Source organism: Clostridium sp. FS41, from assembly GCF_000954015.1.
Taxonomy (GTDB): domain Bacteria; phylum Bacillota; class Clostridia; order Lachnospirales; family Lachnospiraceae; genus Enterocloster; species Enterocloster citroniae.
Map to the genome: position 1 here is coordinate 83,672 of NZ_JYHN01000039.1, position 22,718 is coordinate 106,389.

The following is a 22,718-nucleotide window of genomic DNA, read 5'->3' on the forward strand; positions in this document are numbered from 1 at the left end:
TGCTGGAAGGATTCGGGACGGGTAAGAAGAATGACAACAAGAATCATAGGAACCGGTTCATATGTACCGGAGCAGATAGTGACCAACGGCGACCTTGCAAAGATTGTGGAGACCAGTGATGAATGGATCCGCAGCCGCACGGGTATCGGTGCAAGAAGGATTGCAACAGCCGATAGTACCTCCCATATGGCGGCCTGCGCGGCACAGGAAGCATTAAAGCAGTCTGGCGTAAAGCCGGAGGAGATAGACCTGATTCTTCTGGGAACCTCCTCACCGGATTACTGTTTCCCCAATGGGGCCTGCGAGGTTCAGGGCATGATCGGGGCGGTTAATGCAGCCTGCTATGATATCAGCGCGGCCTGCACCGGATTTGTGTTTGCACTGAATACCGCCCATGCATTTATCAGCAGCGGCCTTTCTAAAACAGCGCTGGTGATTGGATCGGATGTACTCAGCAAACTGACCGACTGGACAGACAGGAACACATGCGTGCTGTTTGGAGATGGCGCAGGAGCTGTGGTGGTAAAGGCAGACAGCACCGGGATACTGGGAATGAATATGCATTCAGACGGTACCAAGGGCGGAGTGCTCACCTGTGGATCCAGGACCAACGGAAATTTCCTTATGGGAAAAAAGCCGGAGCTGGGATATATGACCATGGACGGCCAGGAAGTATTTAAGTTTGCTGTAAAGAAAGTACCGGAGTGCATCAGGCAGGTGCTGGATGACAGCGGTGTGGCAGCGGAACAGGTGAAATATTTTGTGATCCATCAGGCCAACTACCGGATCATAGAGTCCATTGCCAAGCGCTTAAAAGTCAGCGTGGACCGTTTCCCTGTGAATATGGAGCACTACGGCAACACCTCGGGCGCATCCGTACCCCTTCTTTTGGATGAGATAAACAGGAAGGGCATGCTGGAGGCCGGGGATAAGATCGTATTCTCAGGCTTTGGAGCAGGTCTTACCTGGGGAGCTACACTTTTAGAGTGGTAGGGTACTAGTGTTAGCAAAAAATGGTAAAAATATAATAATAAAATATAAAAATATGAAAATGTAAAAGGAGAACAACAACCATGTTAGAGAAAATGAAAGAGATCATTGCAGAACAGTTGAGCGTGGAGGCAGAAACTGTAACAGAGGCATCTTCCTTTAAAGAGGACTTAGGAGCCGACTCCCTTGACCTGTTTGAGCTTGTTATGGCCTTGGAGGATGAGTATTCTGTAGAGATCCCTGCTGAGGACTTAGAGCAGCTGACAACAGTGGGCGAGGTTATGAACTACTTAAAGGCTAAAGGCGTAGAGGCATAAAAACAGATAGATATGAAAGAAGACAACGGCGTGTGGATACTACTGAAGCACGCTGTTTCATTCATAATGGAAGCTCAGGAATGTAGAACTGGAGGTAGAACAATGAAGACGAGAATTACAGAAATGTTAGGAGTTGAATATCCTATTATTCAGGGCGGCATGGCCTGGGTAGCAGAACATAATCTGGCGGCAGCCGTATCGGAAGCAGGCGGTTTTGGGCTGATCGGCGGAGCCAATGCACCGGGAGAGGTGGTTCGTGATGAGATCTGCAAGGCAAGGGAACTGACCAAAAAGCCATTTGGGGTCAATGTAATGCTCTTAAGCCCTCATGCGGATGATGTGGCAAGGGTTGTTGTGGAGGAAGGCATCAAGGTGGTTGTCACCGGAGCCGGAAATCCTGAAAAATATATGGAAATGTGGAAGGAAGCCGGGATCAAGGTGATCACCGTGGTCGCGTCCGTTGCCCAGGCACGCCGTATGGAGAAATACGGAGCAGTGGCAGTGGTTGCAGAGGGCATGGAGTCCGGCGGACACATAGGTGAGCAGACCACCATGACCCTGGTTCCCCAAGTGGTGGACGCGGTATCCATTCCCGTGATTGCGGCAGGCGGAATTGGAGACGGAAGAGGGATCGCGGCAGCCTTTATGCTGGGCGCAGAGGCTGTGCAGATGGGCACCAGGTTTGTGGTTGCCAAGGAATCCATTGTACATGAGAATTACAAGCAGCGCATCATCAAGGCAAAGGACATTGACTCAACCGTTACGGGGCGCAGCCATGGACATCCTGTAAGGGGACTGAGAAACCAGATGACAAGGGAGTACATCAAGCTGGAGCAGGAAGGCAAGTCCTTTGAGGAGCTGGAGTACCTGACACTGGGCAAGCTTAGGGAGGCAGTACAGGAAGGTGACGTTATAAACGGAACCGTGATGGCAGGACAGATCGCGGGTATGATCTCCAAGGAGCAGACCTGCAAGGAAATGATCGATGAGATGATGGCGGAGGCAGCCAAGCTTCTGCAAAGGGATTAGTCAATAACAGCAGCGTTTACAATAAAGGAGTAAGAGGATGAGCAGAATCGCATTTATTTTCCCGGGACAGGGAGCACAGACCTGCGGCATGGGCAAGGATTTTTATGAGCAGACAGAGACTGGCAAAAGGGTGTTTGACAAAGCATCGGAGCTTCTGGGCTTTTCCATGCCGCAGCTGTGTTTTGAACAGAATGACAGACTGGATATCACGGAATATACCCAGGCGGCCATGGTTACCACCAGCATTGCCATGATGGAAGTGCTGGAGGAAAGAGGGATCAAGCCGGATGTTGCTGCCGGACTGAGCCTGGGAGAATATTGTGCGCTGGCCGCCTCCGGTGTGATGAGCGCGGAAGACGCCATCCGCACCGTGCGCCAGAGAGGGATCCTGATGCAGGAAGCCGTTCCCGTGGGGGAAGGCGCCATGGCAGCGGTCCTGGCACTGGACGCGTCCACTATTGAGGCGGTCACAGGAGCCATGGAGGGCGTGTGGATCGCCAATTACAACTGCCCGGGCCAGATCGTGATCTCCGGCAAAAAGGCAGCCGTGGAGGAGGCATGTGAAGAGCTGAAAGCAGCGGGAGCAAAGCGTGCCCTTATGCTGAATGTCAGCGGCCCCTTCCATTCGGGTATGCTGGCGGAGGCCGGCGGGAAGCTGGCTAAGGTACTGGAGGGAGTGGAGATCCATACACCCCGGATCCCTTATGTAGCAAATGTAAACGCAGAGTTTGTGACAACGGCAGAGCCGGTAAAGGAACTGCTCACCAGGCAGGTATCATCCTCTGTCAGATGGCAGCAGAGCGTGGAAGCCATGATCGCTGACGGGGTGGATACATTTATCGAGATCGGACCGGGCAGAACGCTGGCCGGATTCATGAAAAAGATCAGCAGGGAAGTAAGAACCCTGAACGTGGAAAAGCTGGAAGATATAGACAAGGTAGTGGAAGCATTGCAATAAACGGAAGCTTTACAATAAGCGAAAGCATTACAATAAAAGGAGGACCAAGATGCTGGAAGGAAAGATTGCACTTGTAACAGGCGCCAGCCGCGGCATAGGACGCCAGGTAGCCCTGACCCTGGGAGCAAAGGGTGCTACGGTAATTGTAAATTATAATGGCTCTGCCGCAAAGGCGGAGGAAGTGGTAAAAGAGATTGAGGCCGCAGGAGGCAAGGCAGAGGCGCTGCAGTGTAATGTTTCCGACTTTGAGGCCTGCGGACAGATGCTGGCGGACATTGTGTCCAGGCACGGACGTCTGGATATCCTGGTAAACAATGCCGGGATCACCAGGGATAACCTGCTGATGAAGATGTCCGAGGAGGATTTTGACGCGGTCGTCAACACCAATTTAAAGGGTGTGTTCAACTGCATCAAGCATATTGTCCGCCAGATGTTAAAACAGAAGTCCGGAAGGATCATCAATATGTCTTCTGTTTCCGGTGTTCTGGGCAACGCGGGCCAGGCCAATTACTGTGCGGCTAAGGCAGGGGTGATCGGCATCACCAAATCCGCTGCAAGGGAGCTTGCAAGCAGGGGAATCACGGTGAATGCCGTGGCTCCCGGTTTTATCGTCACCGAGATGACGGATGTGTTAAGTGACAGTGTAAAGGAAGCAGCCACTGAGAAGATCCCCATGAAGAAATTTGGGGAGACACAGGATATTGCTAATGCAGTAGCATTCCTGGCTTCCGATGAGGCAAAGTATATAACCGGCCAGGTTCTCTGTGTAGACGGCGGCATGGCAATGTAGAGCAGAACAGGAGTGTGAGCGTATGAAAACAAGAGTAGTAGTTACCGGTATGGGCGCCATTACCCCCATTGGCAATGACGTGGAAAGTTTTTGGCAGGGACTGAAGGATAAGACCGTGGGAATTGCCCCTATCACATATTTTGACACAACCGATTATAAATGTAAGCTGGCGGCTGAAGTAAAGGGATTTAATGCCAAGGATTACATGGACGCCAAGGCCGCGCGCCGTATGGAGGCATTTTCCCAGTTTGCGGTGGCCGCTTCCAAGGAAGCCCTGGAGCATTCCGGAATTGATATGGAAAAGGAAGATCCATACCGCGTGGGCGTGTGTGTGGGTTCCGGGATCGGATCCCTCCAGGCCATGGAAAAGGATGTACAGAAGCTGCTGGAAAAGGGACCCAGCCGTGTGAACCCTCTTCTGGTGCCTCTTATGATCAGCAATATGGCGGCCGGCAATGTTGCCATCCAGTTTGGATTAAAGGGAAAGTGCTTTAACGTGGTCACAGCCTGTGCCACAGGCACCCATTCCATCGGCGAGGCATTCCGCTCCATCCAGTACGGCGAGGCCGATGTGATGGTGGCAGGCGGCGCCGAGGCCAGCATTACCCCCATTGGTATTGCCGGATTCACCTCTCTGACCGCTCTCAATACAACGGATGATCCAAAGCGCGCGTCCATCCCGTTTGACGAGGACCGCAACGGTTTTGTTATGGGCGAGGGCGCAGGTGTTGTAGTTCTGGAATCCTTAGACCACGCAAAGGCCCGGGGGGCCAATATCCTGGCCGAGGTAGTGGGTTACGGTGCAACCTGTGACGCATACCACATCACCTCCCCGGCAGAGGACGGAAGCGGTGCGGCCCGCGCCATGGAGAATGCCATTAAGGACGCAGGAATTCAGCCTGAAGATATTGACTATGTCAACGCCCATGGAACCAGCACTCATCACAATGACCTGTTTGAGACAAAGGCTATCAAGCTGGCACTGGGAGACCATGCCGGAAAAGTAAAGATAAACTCCACAAAATCCATGGTGGGCCATCTTCTGGGCGCAGCAGGCGGCGTGGAATTCATTACCTGCGTCAAGTCCATCGAGGACGGATACGTACATGCAACCGTTGGCCTGGAAAAACCGGGAGAAGGGTGCGACCTGGATTATACGGCGGGAGACGGCGTTGCCATGAATGTGGATGTTGCCATCAGCAATTCCCTGGGCTTTGGCGGACACAATGCCAGCCTGATCGTCAGGAAATTCAGCGAATAATAGGAGGAGAAATGCTATGAATATAGATGAAATCATTCAGCTGATCCAGGCGGTATCTGAGAATAAGCTGACCAGCTTTGAGCTGGAAGAAGGCAATATGAAGCTTTCCCTGAAATGTAAAAAGGAGCAGCCGCAGATCCTTACGGTTTCTGCTCCCTCCATGGATCAGGCGTCAGTCCAGATGATCAACACGGCAATGGCAGCAGGAACCGGCGTTTGCCCGGTGCCGGCTCAGGAAGCGCCCGCCCTGGCGGCTGGGGTGGACATCGGCTCTGATAAGGTGATCACTTCTCCTCTTGTGGGAACCTTTTATGCCTCCTCCTCACCGGATGCGGACGCGTTTGTAAAAGTGGGCGATACGGTGAAGAAAGGCCAGGTTCTTGGTATTATAGAGGCCATGAAGCTGATGAACGAAATTGAAAGCGAGTATGACGGCGTGGTGGAAGCCATCCTTGCAAACAACGAGGAAGTGGTGGAGTACGGCCAGCCGCTGTTCAGGATTAAATGATCAGGAGGAAACAGTTATGTTAATGGGAGTAAAAGAAATCCAGGAGATCATACCTCACAGACATCCGTTTCTTTTGATCGACTGTATTGAGGAACTGGAACCGGGCGTACGCGCGGTTGGATATAAATGTGTGACCTATGACGAGTCATTTTTTAAGGGCCATTTTCCCCAGGAACCGGTCATGCCGGGGGTGCTGCTGGTGGAGGCCCTGGCTCAGACCGGCGCGGTGGCGATCCTGTCCCAGGAAGGATTTAAGGGAAAGGTGGCTTACTTTGGCGGCATTGACAAGGCCAAGTTTAAGCGCAAGGTGGTGCCTGGGGACAAGGTGAAGCTGGAGTGCGAGATCATTAAGCAGAAGGGTCCTGTAGGCATAGGAAAAGCCACTGCGACTGTGGACGGCAAGCTGGCTGTAAGCGCAGAACTTACCTTTATGGTTGGACAGTAAAGATTAAAAAGTTTGGGAATCGAGGGAGAATACCGATGTTTAATAAGATTTTGATCGCCAATAGAGGTGAGATCGCAGTGCGCATCATCCGGGCCTGCCGTGAGATGGGGATCCGGACCGTGGCGGTATATTCTGAGGCGGACAGGGACTGTCTCCATACATTGCTGGCAGATGAGGCCATCTGTATCGGACCGGCTGTCTCAGGCCAGAGCTATCTGAACATGGAGAGGATCCTGGCAGCAACCGTGGCCATGAAAGCGGATGCCATTCATCCGGGGTTTGGCTTTCTTTCGGAGAATGCCAGGTTTGCCAAGCTGTGCGCTGAGTGCAACATCACCTTTATCGGACCCTCGGCTGAAATCATAAGCAAGATGGGAAACAAGTCGGAAGCCCGTAAAACCATGATGGAGGCGGGGGTTCCGGTGGTGCCTGGCAGCAAAGAGCCGGTACACGCAGCAGAGGACGGCCTTGCCATGGCAAAGGACATCGGCTTCCCGGTTATGATCAAGGCATCCTCGGGCGGGGGTGGAAAAGGCATGCGTATTTCCCGCAGCGCAGAGGATTTCACAGAGCTTTTTAACGCGGCCCAGATGGAGTCTGTTAAGGGGTTTTCCGATGACACCATGTATATTGAGAAATACATTGAAAAGCCAAGGCATGTGGAGTTCCAGATCATGGCGGATAAACACGGCAATGTGGTCCATCTGGGAGAGCGTGACTGCTCCATCCAAAGGCGCCATCAGAAGGTGCTGGAGGAAGCTCCCTGCGATGTCATCTCAGCAGATCTGAGAGGCCGGATGGGGGAGACCGCTGTCCGCGCCGCCAAGGCGGTTGGATATGAAAATGCCGGCACCATTGAATTTCTCCTGGATAAGGACAGGAATTTTTATTTTATGGAAATGAACACCAGGATCCAGGTGGAGCATCCTGTGACTGAGATGGTCACAGGCATGGACCTGATCAAGGAGCAGATCCGTGTGGCGGCAGGTGAGCTCTTAAGTGTGAGCCAGAAGGATGTGACCATCACAGGCCATGCCATTGAGTGCCGTATCAATGCTGAGAATCCGTCTAAGAATTTTATGCCCTGTCCCGGCCTGATCACCAATGTCCATATACCGGGCGGTAACGGTGTCAGGGTGGATACCCATATCTACAGTGACTACAAGGTTCCGGCCAATTACGATTCCATGCTGATGAAGCTGATCGTATATGATAAAGACCGGGAGTCCGCCATTGCCAAGATGCGCAGCGCCCTGGGCGAGGTGGTCATTGAAGGCATAGAGACAAATATTAATTTCCAGTATGAGATTCTGGAAAATGAAGCATTCCAGGAAGGGGATACGGATACAAGCTTTATTGAAAAGCACTTCCCGGACTATGTGAAATAATGAAGGAACTCTAAGATCTGAGCGCAATCAGAAAGGAAATGCCTATGTTGCGGAATATGTTTAAAAAGACATATACAAAGATAGATACGAAATACAAGCAGACAGGCGGTCCCGGCGAGGAGCCGGTGATCCCTGAGGGTTTGTGGCGCAAGTGCAATAAATGCGGTCAGCCGATTTACGTGGAGGATGTAAAGAATAATTATTACGTATGTCCCAAGTGCAGCGGCTATTTCCGTGTCCATGCATACCGCAGGATTGAGATGCTTGTGGACGAAGGGACGTTTGAGGAGTGGAACAAGGAGATGCCCTTTTCCAATCCCCTGGAGTTCCCGGGGTACGAGAAGAAGGTTCTGGCAGCCAGGGAAAAGAGCAGGCTGAATGAAGCCATTGTTACCGGAAAAGGCCTGATCGATGGAAATCCGGCTGTGATCGGTGTGTGTGACGCACGCTTTATCATGAGCAGCATGGGCCATGTGGTGGGTGAGAAAATAACCGATGCGGTGGAGCGCGCAACCAAAGAGAAGCTGCCTGTTATCATCTTTGCATGTTCAGGCGGAGCCAGGATGCAGGAAGGGATTGTGTCCCTGATGCAGATGGCCAAGACTTCGGCTGCCTTAAAGCGGCATCACGATGCGGGACAGCTCTTTATCAGCGTGCTTACGGATCCCACCACGGGCGGGGTGACTGCCAGCTTTGCCATGCTGGGCGACATCATCCTGGCAGAGCCTCATGCTCTGATTGGATTTGCCGGGCCAAGGGTAATTGAGCAGACCATTGGACAGAAGCTTCCCGAAGGGTTCCAGCGCTCTGAGTTTTTGTTAGACCATGGATTTGTTGATAAGATCGTGGAGCGGGAGGACCAGAAGAGGGTGATCGGACAGATCCTCTACATGCACCGCAGCCACAAGATGAATATCCAGATTCCTGTGGACCGGAACCATGTTGGCGTGGATAAGTCCATGGAAAACAGTGGCGACAGTGGAAAAACAGCCTGGGATACAGTTCTGCTTTCAAGAAAGTCGGACCGTCCAGTGGCAGCGGATTATATCAATGCCATATTTGACGAGTTTATAGAATTCCACGGTGACCGCTATTTTGGCGATGACGGTGCGGTCATGGGCGGGATCGCCATGTTCCACGGTATGCCTGTAACGGTGATCGGTCAGCAGAAGGGCAAGAACACCAAGGAGAATCTGAAGCGGAATTTCGGCATGCCGTCTCCGGACGGGTACCGGAAAGCGCTGCGTCTGATGAAACAGGCGGAGACCTTCGGACGCCCCATTATCTGTTTTGTGGATACGCCAGGAGCATTTTGCGGACTGGAAGCAGAGGAGCGGGGACAGGGCGAGGCCATTGCCCGGAACCTGTTTGAGATGTCGGATCTGAAGGTGCCGGTCCTCTCTGTTGTCATTGGAGAGGGGGGAAGCGGCGGAGCGCTTGCAATGGCCGTGGCCGATGAGGTGTGGATGCTGGAAAATGCCATTTATTCCATCCTTTCACCGGAAGGTTTTGCCTCCATCCTTTATAAGGACAGCAAGAAGGCGCCGGATGCAGCCAAGGTCATGAAGGTGACTGCCCAGGATCTTAAGAAACTGGGGCTGATTGAGAGGATCGTACCAGAGGAAGAGCCTGTCTGTGCAGATAATCTTTACCGTGTTGCCGAGTTTATGGACAGCGCCATGGCAGAGTTCTTTGAAAGTTACCTTGCCATGTCGGGGGAAGAGTTAGCAGAACACAGGTATCAGAGATTTAGGAGAATGTAATGAGTGAATTAAAGCCGTTGGTAATCGGGGATTTAGTAGCCCCAAAGCCTGTTATTCAGGGGGGAATGGGAGTAGGGATCAGTCTGCACAACCTGGCAGGAGCAGTTGCAAAAGCCGGGGGTGTGGGGATCATTTCCTCAGCCCAGATTGGATTTAGGGAACCTGATTTTACTACTAATTTTGTGGAAGCCAATGTAAGGGCAATCCGCCGGGAGATGAAGCTGGCAAGGGAGATCGCGCCCCAGGGTGTCATTGGCTTTAATATCATGGTTGCAACCAAACATTATGACATGTGGGTCAAGGAGGCTGTGAAGGCAGGGGCTGATATCATTATCTCCGGAGCGGGACTTCCGGTATCCCTTCCGGAACACGTGGAGTCGGCTTATGCTGAGATGGAACAAAGCGGCCGGCCTATGCCGGAGCGCCGCATCAAACTGGCCCCCATTGTCTCGTCCGCCAAGTCGGCCATGGTCATCTGTAAGATGTGGGACAGGAAATGCCATGCGGCTCCGGACCTGGTGGTGGTGGAAGGACCTCTGGCAGGCGGTCATCTGGGCTTTTCCCTGGACCAGCTTACCGGATATGGGGCGGACACCGCCGATGTACCAGCCACCTATGACAGGGATGCCTATGATGAGGAAGTAAAGGCAGTGATCAAGGTGGTAAGGGAGTATGAGGCCAAATACAACCGCCATATTCCTGTGGTGACGGCAGGGGGTATCTATACCCATGAGGATGTGATGCACCAGTTTGAGCTGGGCGCCGAAGGAGTCCAGGTGGGCACCAGGTTTGTGACCACTGAGGAATGTGATGCCTCAGATGCCTACAAACAGGCGTATATCCAGGCAAAGAAGGAAGATATTGTCATTACCAAGAGCCCGGTGGGAATGCCGGGAAGGGCGATTATGAACCCCTTCCTGAGACGGATCAAGGACGGAGACCGCCCGGCCATCAAATCCTGCTTCCAGTGTCTGGAGCACTGTGATATCAGGACCATTCCATACTGTATCACCATGGCCCTTGTAAATGCAGCTGAGGGGGACACGGAACATGCCCTGCTGTTCTGCGGCAGCAATGCCTACAGGGCGGAAACCATTGATACGGTGGAAAACGTGATGAGAGACCTGGTGGAGGGCCAGGCAGGGGAACCATAGGGTTGTCCACGCAGTATCCCCAAGCTATTCACAAAGTTATCCCCAAGTTATCCACATTATCCACAATTCACTTGAATAATACCCGCTGAACAGCGGAAATGAATCTGTCATTTTTATTACGGTTCTCTTGCACTTTCCTTCAACCCATTGACCATTGGACTGGAATATTTTAATCTAGTAGGGGGAATATGAAAGACGCAAAGGGTGGTAATAATGGAAGTAAAAATGATAGAAGGCGCGCAAGTCAAAAAGAAGACGGAATATCTGATCGGAGACGTGGCTCAGATGGTGGGCCTTAGCAGAGATGCCCTGCGCTTCTATGAAAAGAAGGGTGTTATCAATGCCAGAAAAAAGGATAACGGATACAGATATTACTCGGAAGAGGACATATATAAGCTGATGTATATCCTGTACCAGAGAAAGATGAATACCAGCCTGGAAGAGATCGAGGGGCTTATGAGCGGCAGGCGCTCCATGGAATCCAGAAGAAGCCATTTGCGGGAGCGGATGGCCGAGGAGGAGCGCAATGTTCGGATGCACCAGCAGATCATCACCAGGCTGAAATTGGTGGAAAAGGACATGACACGTATCGAGGAATGCCTAAACCGGTATTCCCTGAGGAAGTTTCCGTCCGCCTATATTATGGGAAACTGTGAAAACCTTCAGGAGGGGCTTAAGGAATGGTTCCGTCTCTCCTCCACCGTTGCAGGTCTGGACATGACATATTTTTATAATATGCTTACCTATACGGGCAGAGGGCTGGCCGTACAGGGAACCCGGCTTCTTCTCTACAAAGGGCTGGAGCCGGACCTGGGTGAAGGGTTTAACGCTGGGAGATATCCCATGACAGAGGAAAAACTGTGCTTGTACACGGTGCTGGAGTCTGGCACGCCCCTTCCCAGCTTTGAGATGATACAGCGCATGGTGCAGTGGGGTCATAAGCACGGGATTGAGACAGAAGGCCTGGTGTATGCCAATGACATGACCTCGTTTTTTGCCGAAGAAGGGGCGGTCTATTGCCTGGAGGTGTATATGCCGGCAAGAAGGATCCTGTCCCAGATATAGATGATTATGTGATGACCTGAAGAGACTGACCCAGCGTATAAAAACCGCCGCCCCAGCCAGGGACCGGATATGATCCGGATCCGCTGACTGGGGCGGCGGTTTTATTTATGATCAAACTGCTGTACCGTATTCTTTCTTGTCTTTTCCATCATCCTTTTCCACTCCGAAGTTTTGGATAAAGTCGATTAAAAAGGAGGACACAGTTACGGTGATCAGGGAATACACAATGCGCTTTGCCGGAATATAGGATAAGGAAAAAACCAGTACCGTTACATCCGTAAGCAGATAAGCCCTTGATATGCGGCAGCCGGTGATCTTGGAGATAACCAGGGCCAAGGCATCATCACCTGCACAGGAGGCGCCCTGACGGACCACAAGGCCGCAGCCTGTTCCGATAAAACATCCTCCCACCAGGGCCGCGGTCAGCGGATATTCAGCCAGGCTTGGAAGGACAGGGGGAAATAGTTCCCACAGCCGGAAGAATCCGGCCATACAAATGGTTGCGAAAATGGATGTCTTAAGGAATTCCTTTCCCAGGTACTTAAATCCCAGGGCGTAGCTTAAGGTATCCAATAGGGGGGACAGTATGGAAGATGACATGCCCAGCCAGAAATTGAACAACAGGATCAATCCCAGGATACCTCCCTCCGTAATATCTGCCTGTCGGTGAACATTGTAGATTCCGAAGGTGGTAATGGCTGTTCCGAGAACAATGGCTAACACAGTCCTTGGGGGAAATGTTACCCGGATATCGCGGACAGTACGGCAAGCCAGCTTCTTCAGCTGCTTCATAATAAAACTTCCTTTCTTAAAAATAATGTAACTGTTCAGAACGGTTATAAAATAATATCAGTTACTGTAGTACTACGACAGGCGGTTTCGGAAGCCATATGGCCTCCGAAGCCGCCCTGTTTCATATTATACCTTATGTACCCCGGGGTAAGTCAAGGGAATTCCTTATCTTTATATACTCTTAATACTTTTTTAATCCAGTTTTTCGTCTCCGGAGTCCACGATCCTTCCCTTGCTGTCGGTTTTGTAGTACACGTCATCGGAGTCCTTGATGTTCTTTTTGTTCTTCATCAGCTTGCCTGCGGTGCTCACCAGGTAAGTCTCATCCTTATAGGTCACGGGCTGGTATTTGCTGCCTTCCTCGGCCTCGATCCTTCTGCCCTTAATAAAGATGGAGTCGCCGTCAACGCCGTCAACACCTGCGCCCTTCTTGCTGCCTGCCTTTGAAAAGCTGTAGTAATATTTGTCCCCGTCAATCTCAATGGTGGCAGTGCCGGTCTTTACAGCGCCCTCCTTGGGTGAGTCACCAAAGTAGTATACGTATACGCCTTCCTCATCCTCGTCCGGAAGCTGGTCCACGCTTTCTATTTCCTCCGCTGACCGGATGGTTTTTCCGTTTTCCTCAAACTCGATCCTGTAAAGCCCGTGGAGCATTTTTCCGTACTGGTCAAAGCCATAGGACTGGCCGTTGATCTTTTTGATCTGGGCAGTCACCAGGTCGCCGCTGGAATCCGCGTAATACCACTGCATCTCGCCTTCCTCATAGCCCTCGGGGTCAACATCCTCATCAGGGATTGCCTTGAACCATCCGGTGGACATCCAGCACTGTTCCTCTGTGTTGTAGAACTTGCTTACGGCAGAGGAGCCGGAAGCGGTTCCGGGATCATTGTACCATTCAAAGTGGGCCGCGCCGTTCTCATCAAAACGGTATTTGCGCCCGTTGATCTTTTTGGAATCCGTGTCCCTTGTCTTCTTTCCGTTGGTTGCAAAGTAGAACCAGTATCCATCGCCTTCACGCTCTGTATCCTCATCGTTTTCAGCCGTGATGTACTTCCATCCCGTGGCCATACGGCCATCGCCGTTGTCAGAACAGTAGTACAGGCCGCTTTTCCATGCGTCCTCATCCGTGAGCATTTCTCCGTTCTCATCGATCCACCCAAAGAGCATTCGGCCCTGGTCGTCAAAGGCGTACCTGCCCTGTCCCGAGGCATTGGGCAGGGTGACAAATTTTACACTGTCGCTGCTGCCTGATTTCTTCACCGCTTTGCCGTTGGACTGGAAATAATACCAGTAGGAGTCAGGTTCATCCCCGCCCCCATCCTCATTTTCAATGGAGCGCCACTGGCTGGAGACCATGGCCCCGGCCGAATTCACATAGTAATAATTGTCGTCCTTTTCCACCAGCTGGCTTTTGGCCATAACGCCATCGGAATCCAGATAGAACCAGTTGTTGCCTGATTTTGCAAATACATCCGTTGCCTTGCTTCCATCTGAGCGATAGTAGACCCACTCTCCGTTTTCCTCAGCCCATCCGGTGGCTGCAAAGGATACAAGAGCGCTTCCCAGTGTAAGTCCTAAAGCTGCGCAGGGTATAATAAACCATTTTGTACATTTTCTCATCATCATTTCTCCTTTCGGTCATTCAGGGGGTGGTGCGCAGGGCCTGGCCGTTGGCCGTAAAACCCTGCTGCACCTGCGTCATATCTGACATGGGCTAGAATATACTATGGAGCCGCTCCAAGGTCAATAGATGTCAGGTAACCGTAATGAACCGTAATATTTGCTGTAAGATCACGTAAACTTTCTTACAAAAAATACAGATTTTGGATATTTAGGATAATGACCGCAGAATAAGGGCTGGGATCTGGAATTTAGGAAGAATATGGATAGAAAGATGGAAATAGAATGTAATAAAATGTGTCAGGCAGGTATTTTATAAAATGCTTAATTATCTTTGGGCAGGTATGATGATCATCGGTATCCTCTGGGGGGCGTTCCACGGCCAGCTTCCGGCAGTGACCGAAGGCGCCCTGCAGTCTTCAAAGGAGGCGGTGACCCTTTGCATCACTATGCTGGGGGTCATGTCCCTTTGGACCGGAGTTCTGGAGATCGGACACCGCTCCGGCCTTGTTGACCAGCTGGCCGGGAGGATGTCCCCGTTACTCACCTTCCTGTTTCCCCGCCTTTCCCCCCAGGGTGAGGCCAGGAAACAGATCGCGGTCAACATGATCGCCAACATACTGGGATTAGGATGGGCAGCCACTCCGGCCGGGATCAAGGCCATGGAGGAACTGAAAAAGGTGGAGGAAGATCGGGGAGAGTACGGGGGCGGGACTGCCAGCAACGAGATGTGCACATTCCTGATCATAAACATTTCATCCCTGCAGCTGATCCCTATGAATATGATCGCCTACAGAAGCCAGTACGGCAGCGTGAATCCCACCGCCATTGTGGGGCCGGCGCTTGTGGCCACGTTTTTATCCACAGTAGTGGCAGTGATATTCTGCAAGGTGATGGACAGAAAGCGCAGTCCGTGACAACTGAATGTATCATCCTATTCCTCCCGTGCCCCCTACCTTCCCGGAGGGCTGCCTTGCAAAGCCGGAACAAGGTGTGCTATAATGTGGGCACATATAAAAGCAGCCCGAAAAGGAGATAGGCGATGAAACAGTATGTCAGAGGGGAAACACCTGTGGAAGAGGCAATATCCCTTATTGTGCAGTCCCTGCCATATCCGAAGGGGACGGAGACGGTTTCGCTGCTTCAGGGACTGGGACGTGTTCTGGCAGTCCCGGTGAAAGCCCGGATCCCCCAGCCGCCCTTTACCAGAAGCCCTCTTGACGGCTATGCCCTGAGGGCTTCCGACATACGGGGAGCGTCCGGAGAGCGTCCGGTAAAGCTTCCCGTGAGCCAGTACCTGCCGGCGGGAAGCGGCCGGGTGCGGCCCCTGCCAGCCGGTATGGCAGACCGGATCATGACAGGCGCCCCGGTGCCGGAAGGAGCGGACTGTGTCGTCCGCCAGGAGGATACGGACCAGGGCGATGAGGAGGTGTGTTTTTATGCATGTGTGGACCGGGGAAGCAACCTCTGTTATGAAGGGGAGGATATTTCCGCTGGGGATTGCCTCATCGAGGCCGGGACAAGGATAGCCTTTGCCCACATCGGGGTCATGTCAGGACAGGGAATGGAATGGGTAGAGGTATATGAAAAGCCCAGGGTGGCGGTGATGTCCACGGGGGACGAGCTGTCTGCGCCGGGAATTCCCCTGGGACCGGGGAAGATCTATGATTCCAACAGCATGATGCTGGCCGCCCGTCTGATGGAACTGGGGATCCGGGCCGACATATATCCTGCGGCGGCGGATGATCCCCAGGTCCTGGCAGACCGGGTGGACCAGCTGCTCTCCCGATACTCCCTGGTCATCACAACAGGCGGGGTGTCGGTGGGGAAAAAGGATTTTATGCCCGGCGTGGCAGAGATGGTCTGTACCCGCCTGCTTTTTCAGGGGATTGATGCAAAGCCCGGCAGCCCTGTGCTGGGAGCGGTGAGAGGGGACAGCGTGCTTCTGGCATTATCGGGAAATCCCTTTGCCAGTCTGGCAACCTTTGAACTTCTGGCCCTTCCTGCTCTTGCGCGCCTTTCGGGGGATATACGGTGGAGGGCCGTAAAGGTACGGGCCAAGATGAAAGGAAACTTTAAGAAATCCTCAAATACACGAAGGTTCATACGTGCTAGAATAGAAGGCGGATACGTATCAATACCTGAAAAGGGGCATTCGTCCGGCGGGATCGGCAGCCTGTCGGGGTGCAACTGTATGATTGATGTCCCGGGGTGCAGCGGCCCTCTCTCAGAGGGGGATGTGGTTACGGTCTGGTTATTCTGAAAGAGGTGGAAAGATGAAAAGATGGAGCAGGATGACAGCTGCCAAAGCGGCAGTTGTACTGGCAGGCATACTGGCAGCGGGTCTGCCCGTAAATGTCATGGCAGCACAGGCATGGAGCCTGGAGAACGGGCAGTACGTGGATGCGTCCGGAGCGCCCGTGGCAGGCGCCCTGGCAAAAGGGATCACGGTGATAAAGTATCAGAACAGGGCCAATGGGGAAGATGGGATCGACTGGGAGAAGGTGGCTGCGGACGGAGTTTCCTTTGCAATGATCCGCGTGGGGTATTATAAGGATAAGGACCCGTATTTTGACAGGAATGTGATGGAGGCAGCGGCCAATGGGGTCAAGGCAGGGGTGTTTTTCTATACACAGGCGCTGGATGTGCAGACTGCCGAGGATGAGGCAAATTTTGTCCTCAAGGTGATAAAGGATTTTCCTATCTCCTATCCTATTGCCTATGACGTGGAATCACAGCATCTTCTGGACAACAATCTGTCAAGACAGCAGATCACGGACAATGTAAATGCGTTCTGTAAAACGATTGCGGACGCAGGTTACCACCCGGTGGTCTATGCCAACAATGAGTGGCTGACAAAAAACATGGACACCAGCCAAATCCCCTATGATATCTGGTATGCCAGGTACGGAACCGTTAACAGCTATCCCAACCGAACCATATGGCAGTGTACGGATACGGGGTCCGTGGACGGGATCAATGGAAATGTGACCATAGAGCTGGCTTTTGCCGACTACAATGCCATGATACCGGCTGACGGATGGAAGCATGTGGACGGCAGGTGGTATTATATGAAGGATTACAGAAAACAGACAGGGTGGGTGCAGGTGGACGGTCTGTGGTATTATCTGGACCCCAACGGCTGTATGATCCATGACACCACCATGGATATTGACGGTGTATCTTATACCTTTGACGGGAATGGAGCCATGGTGCGGTAGGTTATAAGCCATGGTGCGTCAGGTTATTTTGCGGCGCCCTTCCAGAATAATACTTGACAAAACCAGGGTCCGGTCATATAATCCTACTAAACCTAGCGTTTAAGTATGAATATAAAAGAAAGGCCCTTATATATCTGAGCGTAATAAAAATGCTCCGAAGGGGATGGTGGGAATGTATGTCCAAGATCTACAAAGGTGTCATGGAACTGGTAGGCAATACCCCATTGGTGGAGGTTGTAAACATTGAACAGCAGGAAAAGCTGAAGGCAACCCTGCTTGTAAAGCTGGAATATCTGAACCCGGCGGGCAGTGTCAAGGACCGGGTGGGAAAGGCCATGATCGAGGATGCGGAGCAGAGGGGAATCTTAAAGCCTGGTTCCGTGATCATTGAGCCCACGTCCGGTAATACGGGGATCGGTCTTGCATCCATTGCAGCGGCAAAGGGGTACAGGATGATACTGACCATGCCCGATACCATGAGCATTGAGCGCCGCAATATCCTGAAAGCCTACGGGGCGGAGATCGTGCTGACTCCCGGAGAACTGGGTATGACAGGAGCGATTGAGAAAGCGGAGGAGCTGGCAAAGGAGATTCCGGGCAGCTTTATCCCCGGACAGTTTGTGAATCCCGTGAATCCCAAGGCCCATATGGAGACAACCGGACCTGAGATCTGGAGAGATACCCAGGGGAAGGTGGACCTGTTTGTGGCCAGTGTGGGCACAGGCGGCACCGTCACCGGAACAGGAACTTATCTGAAACGAAAGAATCCGGATCTGAAAGTGATTGCAGTGGAGCCGGCTGCTTCAGCAGTACTTTCAGGAAAGGCGGCCGGCCCTCACAAGATCCAAGGCATTGGCGCCGGATTTGTGCCTGAGGTCCTGGACACCGGCATTTATGATGAGATTATCACAGTTGACAATGATGTGCCCTTTGCAACATCCAAGATGCTGGCGCGCACAGAGGGGCTGCTCACAGGCATATCCTCAGGCGCTGTCTTATATGCTGCCATCCAGGCCGCCAAGCGGCCGGAGAATGAGGGAAAGACCATTGTGGCCCTGCTTCCGGACAGCGGTGACAGGTATTATTCCACGCCCCTGTTTGTGGAGTGACGATAAAATGGAACATATATTTATAGTTAACATCAATGGACTGAGAGACGGATCCATATACCAGACCTGGTTTGATCAGATGTCAAAGGAGCGCCGGAATAAAATCGTCAGCCACAAGATGGAGGGCGACCGGCTGCGCTCCCTGGGCGCAGGCATTGTGCTGGGGGCCATCTTAAAGCAGTACGGCCTTGATCCGGTGAAAACACAGCTGGAATATGGGGACAATGGAAAGGCATCCGTGACCGGCCGGCCGGATATCCATTTTAACCTGACCCATTCAGGGGACTTTGCGGCCGGGGTCTGCGGTGTGGGTCCGGTGGGGATCGATGTGGAGACCGTGGGAGTCATGAAGGAGAAGACGGCGCGGCGTTTTTTTCATGGAGGGGAGTACCGCTATCTGGAGAAGATAGAGGATGAGGAGTCCCGGCGGGAGGCATTTTTTCGCTTATGGGTCCTAAAGGAAAGCTTTATGAAGGTAACCGGGCTGGGGATGAGGCTGCCCTTAAATGCCTTTGAGATCCGCCTGGACGGCAGGGAGATAGAGGTGGACCAGACTGTGGATGACAGGCATTATTATTTTAAGGAGTTTGCCCTGGAAAACAACCGGATGGCAGTGTGCAGCGCGGACCTCTCCCCGGCATCCTGGGAGCCGGCCTGGATTCCCCTTTTGTAAAAATAGCAGGTCATGAAACGGTCATGAAACCTTCCGGCAGGGAATACCATTATATTAAAGAAACGAACCGGAGATACCTGTATGAGGTTCATTATTTTCCTGTCCGAGGCCATGGTGCCGCTGATGATATTTTACATTGTGGGGTTCGGACTGCTGTCAGGGCGTCCGGTGCTGGACGATTTCATAGACGGTGCAAAAGACGGCATGAAGACAGTGGCGGGCATACTGCCCACCCTGGTGGGGCTTATGGTTTCCGTAGGTGTGCTGAGGGCATCCGGTTTTCTGGATTTCCTTGGGAAAATGCTTATGGCCCCTGCGGCCCTGATCCATCTTCCTCCGCAGATCGTACCTGTCATACTGGTGCGCCTGGTTTCCAACTCCGCGGCAACAGGATTGGTGCTGGATATTTTTAAGGAATTCGGTACGGATTCCAGTATTGGCCTGATTGCTTCCATTCTTATGAGCAGTACGGAGACCGTCCTCTATTGCATGAGTGTGTATTTCGGTTCCGTGGGGATCAGAAAGACCAGATATACGCTGGCAGGCGGCCTCATAGCCACCGCGGCCGGGGTAGCGGTGAGCGTGGTCCTGGCAGGAGCCGTCTCCGGCTAAAAAAACATTGCAAAATCAAGGGTTATTGACTATAATAGCCATAGAAAAGAGGGAATCCGCTGTATATGCGCCCTGTATAGGCATGGTAAGAGCCAGGGGGATTATGTACAGCGGGTTTGTGTTGTTCAGGAAAGGGACCATAGATGGAACAGTATCAGAGACTGCGCGGGCAGTATCCGCGGTTTATTTACAAAGGATATGATATAGAGGAAGATAGCTGTGAGTTAAGGATCACATACAGGTTTGAGATCGAGGGGCTGTCCTCCTTTGCACCCACCTGGAGATTTCCCAAAAGGAATGGGGATACTGCTGTATGGGCGCAGGACGGGCTTATACGGGATATGGTGTTTTCACTGGGTATGGTAGAGCTTATCAGTTATTGGAAGATTGCCTGCCCGCCTCAGGTGATGGTGGAGGCAGGTGTATTAAACCAGGATCAGGTAAGTTGGTGGAAGGACCTTTATTATAACGGACTGGGCGAGTTCTTTTATGTAAATCAGATCACAGAAGCGGATCCTGACACCTTTATGGATATTGTATCCAATGTGCAGGAAGAGGCATCGCTGAAATCAGCGCAGGTTCATGGGGAATTGCCCCGGGATTTCCGGGAACAGGCCCGGTCCCACCGGAGGAAGGGGGTGCTGGTTCCCATCGGAGGCGGGAAGGATTCGGCTGTGACCCTGGAACTTCTGCGCAGTGCGGGAGAACCTCTTTATGGGTACATTATCAATCCCAGAGGAGCCACCATCCACACCACCCGGTCGGCCGGACTTGAGGAGGATCGCATCATCAGTGTCAGGCGCACCCTGGATCCCGGTATGCTGGAGCTTAACAGGCAGGGATATCTCAATGGCCATACGCCCTTCTCCGCGCTGGTGGCATTTTCCAGCATTCTGGCAGCCAGGATGTACGGCCTGGACTGGGTGGCGCTTTCCAATGAATCCAGTGCCAATGAGAGTACGGTCCAGGGGAGCACGGTAAACCACCAGTACTCCAAAAGTTTTAAGTTTGAAGAGGATTTCCACAGATATGAGATGAGGTATCTGCCGGGCAGCGCCTATTATTTCAGTATGCTGCGCCCGTTAAGCGAATTCCAGATCGCAAGGTATTTTGCAGGGCAGAAGCAGTATCATGGTATATTCAGGAGCTGCAATGCGGGAAGCAGGACGGACAGCTGGTGTGGCCGCTGCCCCAAGTGCCTGTTCGTATATCTGATCCTTTCACCCTTCCTATCCTCTCAGGAGGTAAGGGAGATATTTGGAAAAGATATGTTGGAGGATGGATCCATGAAGACCACCCTGGAGCAGCTGGTTGGCATTCAGGAGGAGAAGCCCTTTGAGTGTGTGGGCAGCCGGGCGGAGATCAATACGGCCATTGTGATGACCATTGACAGGATGGAAAGGGACGGGGAAGACCTTCCGCTGCTCCTTTCCTATTATAAAGGGACCGGCCTGTATGACCGGTATAAGGAGGAGGGAGACCAGTATTCCTCCTATTATGACGGGGAAAACCTGGTGCCTGAACCCTGGCTCAGCCTGGTAAAGGAACAATGCGTATCAGGACCTGTAACCGCGTAAGGAGAATGGACATGATAGAGAAGATAAAACCATGGATTCAGGGGAAGCGCGTACTGCTTCTGGGATTTGGAAGGGAAGGACAGTCCACGTACCACGTTCTCAGACAGGTCCGGGGCTATGAGAAGCTGGATATTGCGGATGTGTCATCCCCTGCATCCAGGCCGGATGAGGATGGATTGTGGATAACAGGACCGGATTACCAGAAATGCCTGGATAACTATGACGTGGTGTTTAAAAGCCCGGGTATTGTGCTGGAAAAGCCGGCGGAGGAATACAAGTGCAGGATCCTCTCCCAGACAGAGGTGTTTTTCCAGCTTTTCCGTGACCAGATCATAGGAATTACAGGCACCAAAGGAAAGAGTACGGTTACCACACTGCTGTATCACATATTAAAAAATGCAGGCATGGATACCATGATCCTGGGCAATATAGGCATACCTGCCCTGGACCACATGGAGGAAGTGACAAAGGATACCAGGATCGTGTTTGAACTGTCCTGCCATCAGCTGGAGTATATGACCGTGTCCCCGCATATTGGGATTCTGGTAAATATCCACGAGGAGCACCTGGACCACTACGGCACCATGGAAAAATACGTGGAGAGCAAACACCGCATTTTTAAGAACCAGACAGGATCGGATATGCTGATCTGTAATGTACAGTGCCTTCCGCAGGAAGGAACCTGTCCCTCCAGGCTGATTAGGGCCGGGGTGGATGCACCGGATGCCCAGCTATGTGTTTCAGAAGAAAAAGGCGAGACCTGGATCAGGTACGATGCCCAGTCTTACAGGATACCCGTGGACCAGATCAAGCTTCTGGGACAGCACAACTATTTTGATATCGGGGTGGTCTATGCCGTGTGCCGGATCCTGGGCATGGATGAGGAACTGTTTACCCAGGGCCTTAAAACCTATGAGCCGCTGCCCCACAGGCTTCAGTATTTGGGAGAGCGGGATGGGGTCAAATATTATGACGATTCCATTTCCACCATCTGTGATACTACGATCCAGGCGTTAAAGACCCTGAAGGATACGGATACGGTATTGATCGGAGGAATGGACCGGGGGATTGATTACCGGGAGCTGATCGAGTACCTGTCCCAGTGTCAGGTGAGGCATATTATCCTGATGGAGGCGACCGGCAAGAGGATCTACCAGGAGATATACAGATATTACCCTGATTTTGAAAACAGGTCCAGGCTGATCCTGGCTGAGCATCTGGAGGACGGAGTCAGACGGGCCAGGGAGATAACAAGGCCGGGCTGTAGCTGTGTGCTTTCGCCGGCCGCCGCCAGCTATGGGATATTCAAGAATTTTGAGGAGAGGGGAGAAACATTTGCCCGTCTTGTATTTAGATCATAATTTAATCGTATTTGAATTACAAAGGACACAGAAAAATCACAACCTGTTAAGAATTTTATAAGGATTTAGGGGGTTGTTTTAACAC

22 protein-coding genes are annotated in these 22,718 nt (G+C 52.2%); 20 read left to right on the forward strand and 2 right to left on the reverse strand.

All coding sequences use genetic code 11. From position 1 onward, the window contains the following. Nucleotides 1–30 precede the first annotated feature (30 nt). The 12 genes from CLFS41_RS05490 to CLFS41_RS05545 all read left to right on the forward strand — a co-directional run bounded on the left by CLFS41_RS05490 (nucleotide 31) and on the right by CLFS41_RS05545 (nucleotide 11,668). Nucleotides 31–993, forward strand: a complete 963-nt coding sequence (locus CLFS41_RS05490; protein WP_007870513.1) for a beta-ketoacyl-ACP synthase III — start codon at nucleotides 31–33, stop codon at nucleotides 991–993. Between the two features lie 80 nt (nucleotides 994–1,073). After that, nucleotides 1,074–1,307 (forward strand): acyl carrier protein, encoded by a 234-nt coding sequence (acpP, locus tag CLFS41_RS05495; RefSeq protein WP_007870511.1) that lies wholly within the window; start codon nucleotides 1,074–1,076, stop codon nucleotides 1,305–1,307. A gap of 66 nt (nucleotides 1,308–1,373) precedes the next feature. Then, nucleotides 1,374–2,336: an enoyl-[acyl-carrier-protein] reductase FabK gene (gene fabK / locus CLFS41_RS05500; RefSeq protein WP_082082504.1), complete on the forward strand. Its 963-nt coding sequence runs from the start codon at nucleotides 1,374–1,376 to the stop codon at nucleotides 2,334–2,336. 37 nt (nucleotides 2,337–2,373) lie between these two features. After that, nucleotides 2,374–3,294 carry an ACP S-malonyltransferase gene (gene fabD, locus CLFS41_RS05505; protein ID WP_045091692.1) on the forward strand — a complete coding sequence of 307 codons (921 nt, stop codon included), beginning with the start codon at nucleotides 2,374–2,376 and terminating at the stop codon, nucleotides 3,292–3,294. A 49-nt stretch (nucleotides 3,295–3,343) separates the two neighbouring features. After that, nucleotides 3,344–4,084 carry a 3-oxoacyl-[acyl-carrier-protein] reductase gene (gene fabG / locus CLFS41_RS05510; protein ID WP_045091693.1) on the forward strand — a complete coding sequence of 247 codons (741 nt, stop codon included), beginning with the start codon at nucleotides 3,344–3,346 and terminating at the stop codon, nucleotides 4,082–4,084. Nucleotides 4,085–4,106: 22 nt separating this feature from the next. Continuing rightward, the gene (fabF, locus tag CLFS41_RS05515; protein ID WP_045091694.1) at nucleotides 4,107–5,345 is read left to right on the forward strand and encodes a beta-ketoacyl-ACP synthase II; all 1,239 of its coding nucleotides are present in this window, start codon (nucleotides 4,107–4,109) and stop codon (nucleotides 5,343–5,345) included. 16 nt (nucleotides 5,346–5,361) lie between these two features. Next, nucleotides 5,362–5,853: an acetyl-CoA carboxylase biotin carboxyl carrier protein gene (gene accB / locus CLFS41_RS05520; protein ID WP_045091695.1), complete on the forward strand. Its 492-nt coding sequence runs from the start codon at nucleotides 5,362–5,364 to the stop codon at nucleotides 5,851–5,853. Between the two features lie 16 nt (nucleotides 5,854–5,869). Continuing rightward, a complete protein-coding gene (gene fabZ / locus CLFS41_RS05525) occupies nucleotides 5,870–6,298 on the forward strand; it encodes a 3-hydroxyacyl-ACP dehydratase FabZ (protein WP_007870495.1) in 429 nt (142 codons plus the stop codon). A gap of 35 nt (nucleotides 6,299–6,333) precedes the next feature. After that, nucleotides 6,334–7,686 carry an acetyl-CoA carboxylase biotin carboxylase subunit gene (locus CLFS41_RS05530; protein WP_007870493.1) on the forward strand — a complete coding sequence of 451 codons (1,353 nt, stop codon included), beginning with the start codon at nucleotides 6,334–6,336 and terminating at the stop codon, nucleotides 7,684–7,686. 44 nt (nucleotides 7,687–7,730) lie between these two features. Further along, nucleotides 7,731–9,449 (forward strand): acetyl-CoA carboxylase carboxyl transferase subunit, encoded by a 1,719-nt coding sequence (locus tag CLFS41_RS05535; RefSeq protein WP_007870491.1) that lies wholly within the window; start codon nucleotides 7,731–7,733, stop codon nucleotides 9,447–9,449. Continuing rightward, the gene (locus tag CLFS41_RS05540) at nucleotides 9,449–10,603 is read left to right on the forward strand and encodes a nitronate monooxygenase family protein (protein WP_045091696.1); all 1,155 of its coding nucleotides are present in this window, start codon (nucleotides 9,449–9,451) and stop codon (nucleotides 10,601–10,603) included. The genes CLFS41_RS05535 and CLFS41_RS05540 overlap by 1 nt, the downstream gene beginning before the upstream one ends. 213 nt (nucleotides 10,604–10,816) lie before the next feature. Then, nucleotides 10,817–11,668 (forward strand): MerR family transcriptional regulator, encoded by an 852-nt coding sequence (locus CLFS41_RS05545; RefSeq protein WP_007870486.1) that lies wholly within the window; start codon nucleotides 10,817–10,819, stop codon nucleotides 11,666–11,668. 111 nt (nucleotides 11,669–11,779) lie between these two features. On the opposite strand, the gene CLFS41_RS05550 is transcribed toward CLFS41_RS05545, so the two are convergent. Together CLFS41_RS05550 and CLFS41_RS05555 are read right to left on the reverse strand one after the other, a co-directional pair. Then, nucleotides 11,780–12,460: a YitT family protein gene (locus CLFS41_RS05550; RefSeq protein WP_007870483.1), complete on the reverse strand. Its 681-nt coding sequence runs from the start codon at nucleotides 12,458–12,460 to the stop codon at nucleotides 11,780–11,782. Nucleotides 12,461–12,652: 192 nt separating this feature from the next. Further along, the gene (locus tag CLFS41_RS05555) at nucleotides 12,653–14,080 is read right to left on the reverse strand and encodes a cell wall-binding protein (protein WP_040417605.1); all 1,428 of its coding nucleotides are present in this window, start codon (nucleotides 14,078–14,080) and stop codon (nucleotides 12,653–12,655) included. A 320-nt stretch (nucleotides 14,081–14,400) separates the two neighbouring features. Here CLFS41_RS05555 and CLFS41_RS05560 point away from each other — a divergent pair, with 320 nt between their 5' ends. The 8 genes from CLFS41_RS05560 (at nucleotide 14,401) to murD (ending at nucleotide 22,633) form a co-directional block, all read left to right on the forward strand. Beyond that, nucleotides 14,401–14,997 carry a hypothetical protein gene (locus tag CLFS41_RS05560; protein ID WP_007870477.1) on the forward strand — a complete coding sequence of 199 codons (597 nt, stop codon included), beginning with the start codon at nucleotides 14,401–14,403 and terminating at the stop codon, nucleotides 14,995–14,997. 125 nt (nucleotides 14,998–15,122) lie between these two features. After that, complete coding sequence (gene glp, locus CLFS41_RS05565; protein WP_045091697.1) at nucleotides 15,123–16,343, forward strand: gephyrin-like molybdotransferase Glp; 1,221 nt, start codon at nucleotides 15,123–15,125, stop codon at nucleotides 16,341–16,343. A gap of 13 nt (nucleotides 16,344–16,356) precedes the next feature. Beyond that, nucleotides 16,357–17,301, forward strand: a complete 945-nt coding sequence (locus CLFS41_RS05570; RefSeq protein WP_045091698.1) for a glycoside hydrolase family 25 protein — start codon at nucleotides 16,357–16,359, stop codon at nucleotides 17,299–17,301. A gap of 176 nt (nucleotides 17,302–17,477) precedes the next feature. After that, nucleotides 17,478–18,410, forward strand: coding sequence for a cysteine synthase A (gene cysK / locus CLFS41_RS05575; RefSeq protein ID WP_045091699.1), 933 nt, complete (start codon nucleotides 17,478–17,480; stop codon nucleotides 18,408–18,410). Between the two features lie 7 nt (nucleotides 18,411–18,417). Next, entirely contained in the window at nucleotides 18,418–19,083 is a 666-nt protein-coding gene (locus CLFS41_RS05580) for a 4'-phosphopantetheinyl transferase superfamily protein (protein ID WP_045091700.1), read from the forward strand. A gap of 81 nt (nucleotides 19,084–19,164) precedes the next feature. After that, entirely contained in the window at nucleotides 19,165–19,695 is a 531-nt protein-coding gene (locus tag CLFS41_RS05585; protein WP_007870466.1) for a nucleoside recognition domain-containing protein, read from the forward strand. 143 nt (nucleotides 19,696–19,838) lie between these two features. Continuing rightward, on the forward strand, nucleotides 19,839–21,272 hold the full coding sequence (locus CLFS41_RS05590; protein WP_007870464.1) for a hypothetical protein: 1,434 nt from the start codon (nucleotides 19,839–19,841) through the stop codon (nucleotides 21,270–21,272). An 11-nt stretch (nucleotides 21,273–21,283) separates the two neighbouring features. After that, a complete protein-coding gene (gene murD, locus CLFS41_RS05595) occupies nucleotides 21,284–22,633 on the forward strand; it encodes a UDP-N-acetylmuramoyl-L-alanine--D-glutamate ligase (protein WP_007870462.1) in 1,350 nt (449 codons plus the stop codon). Nucleotides 22,634–22,718: the final 85 nt, after the last annotated feature.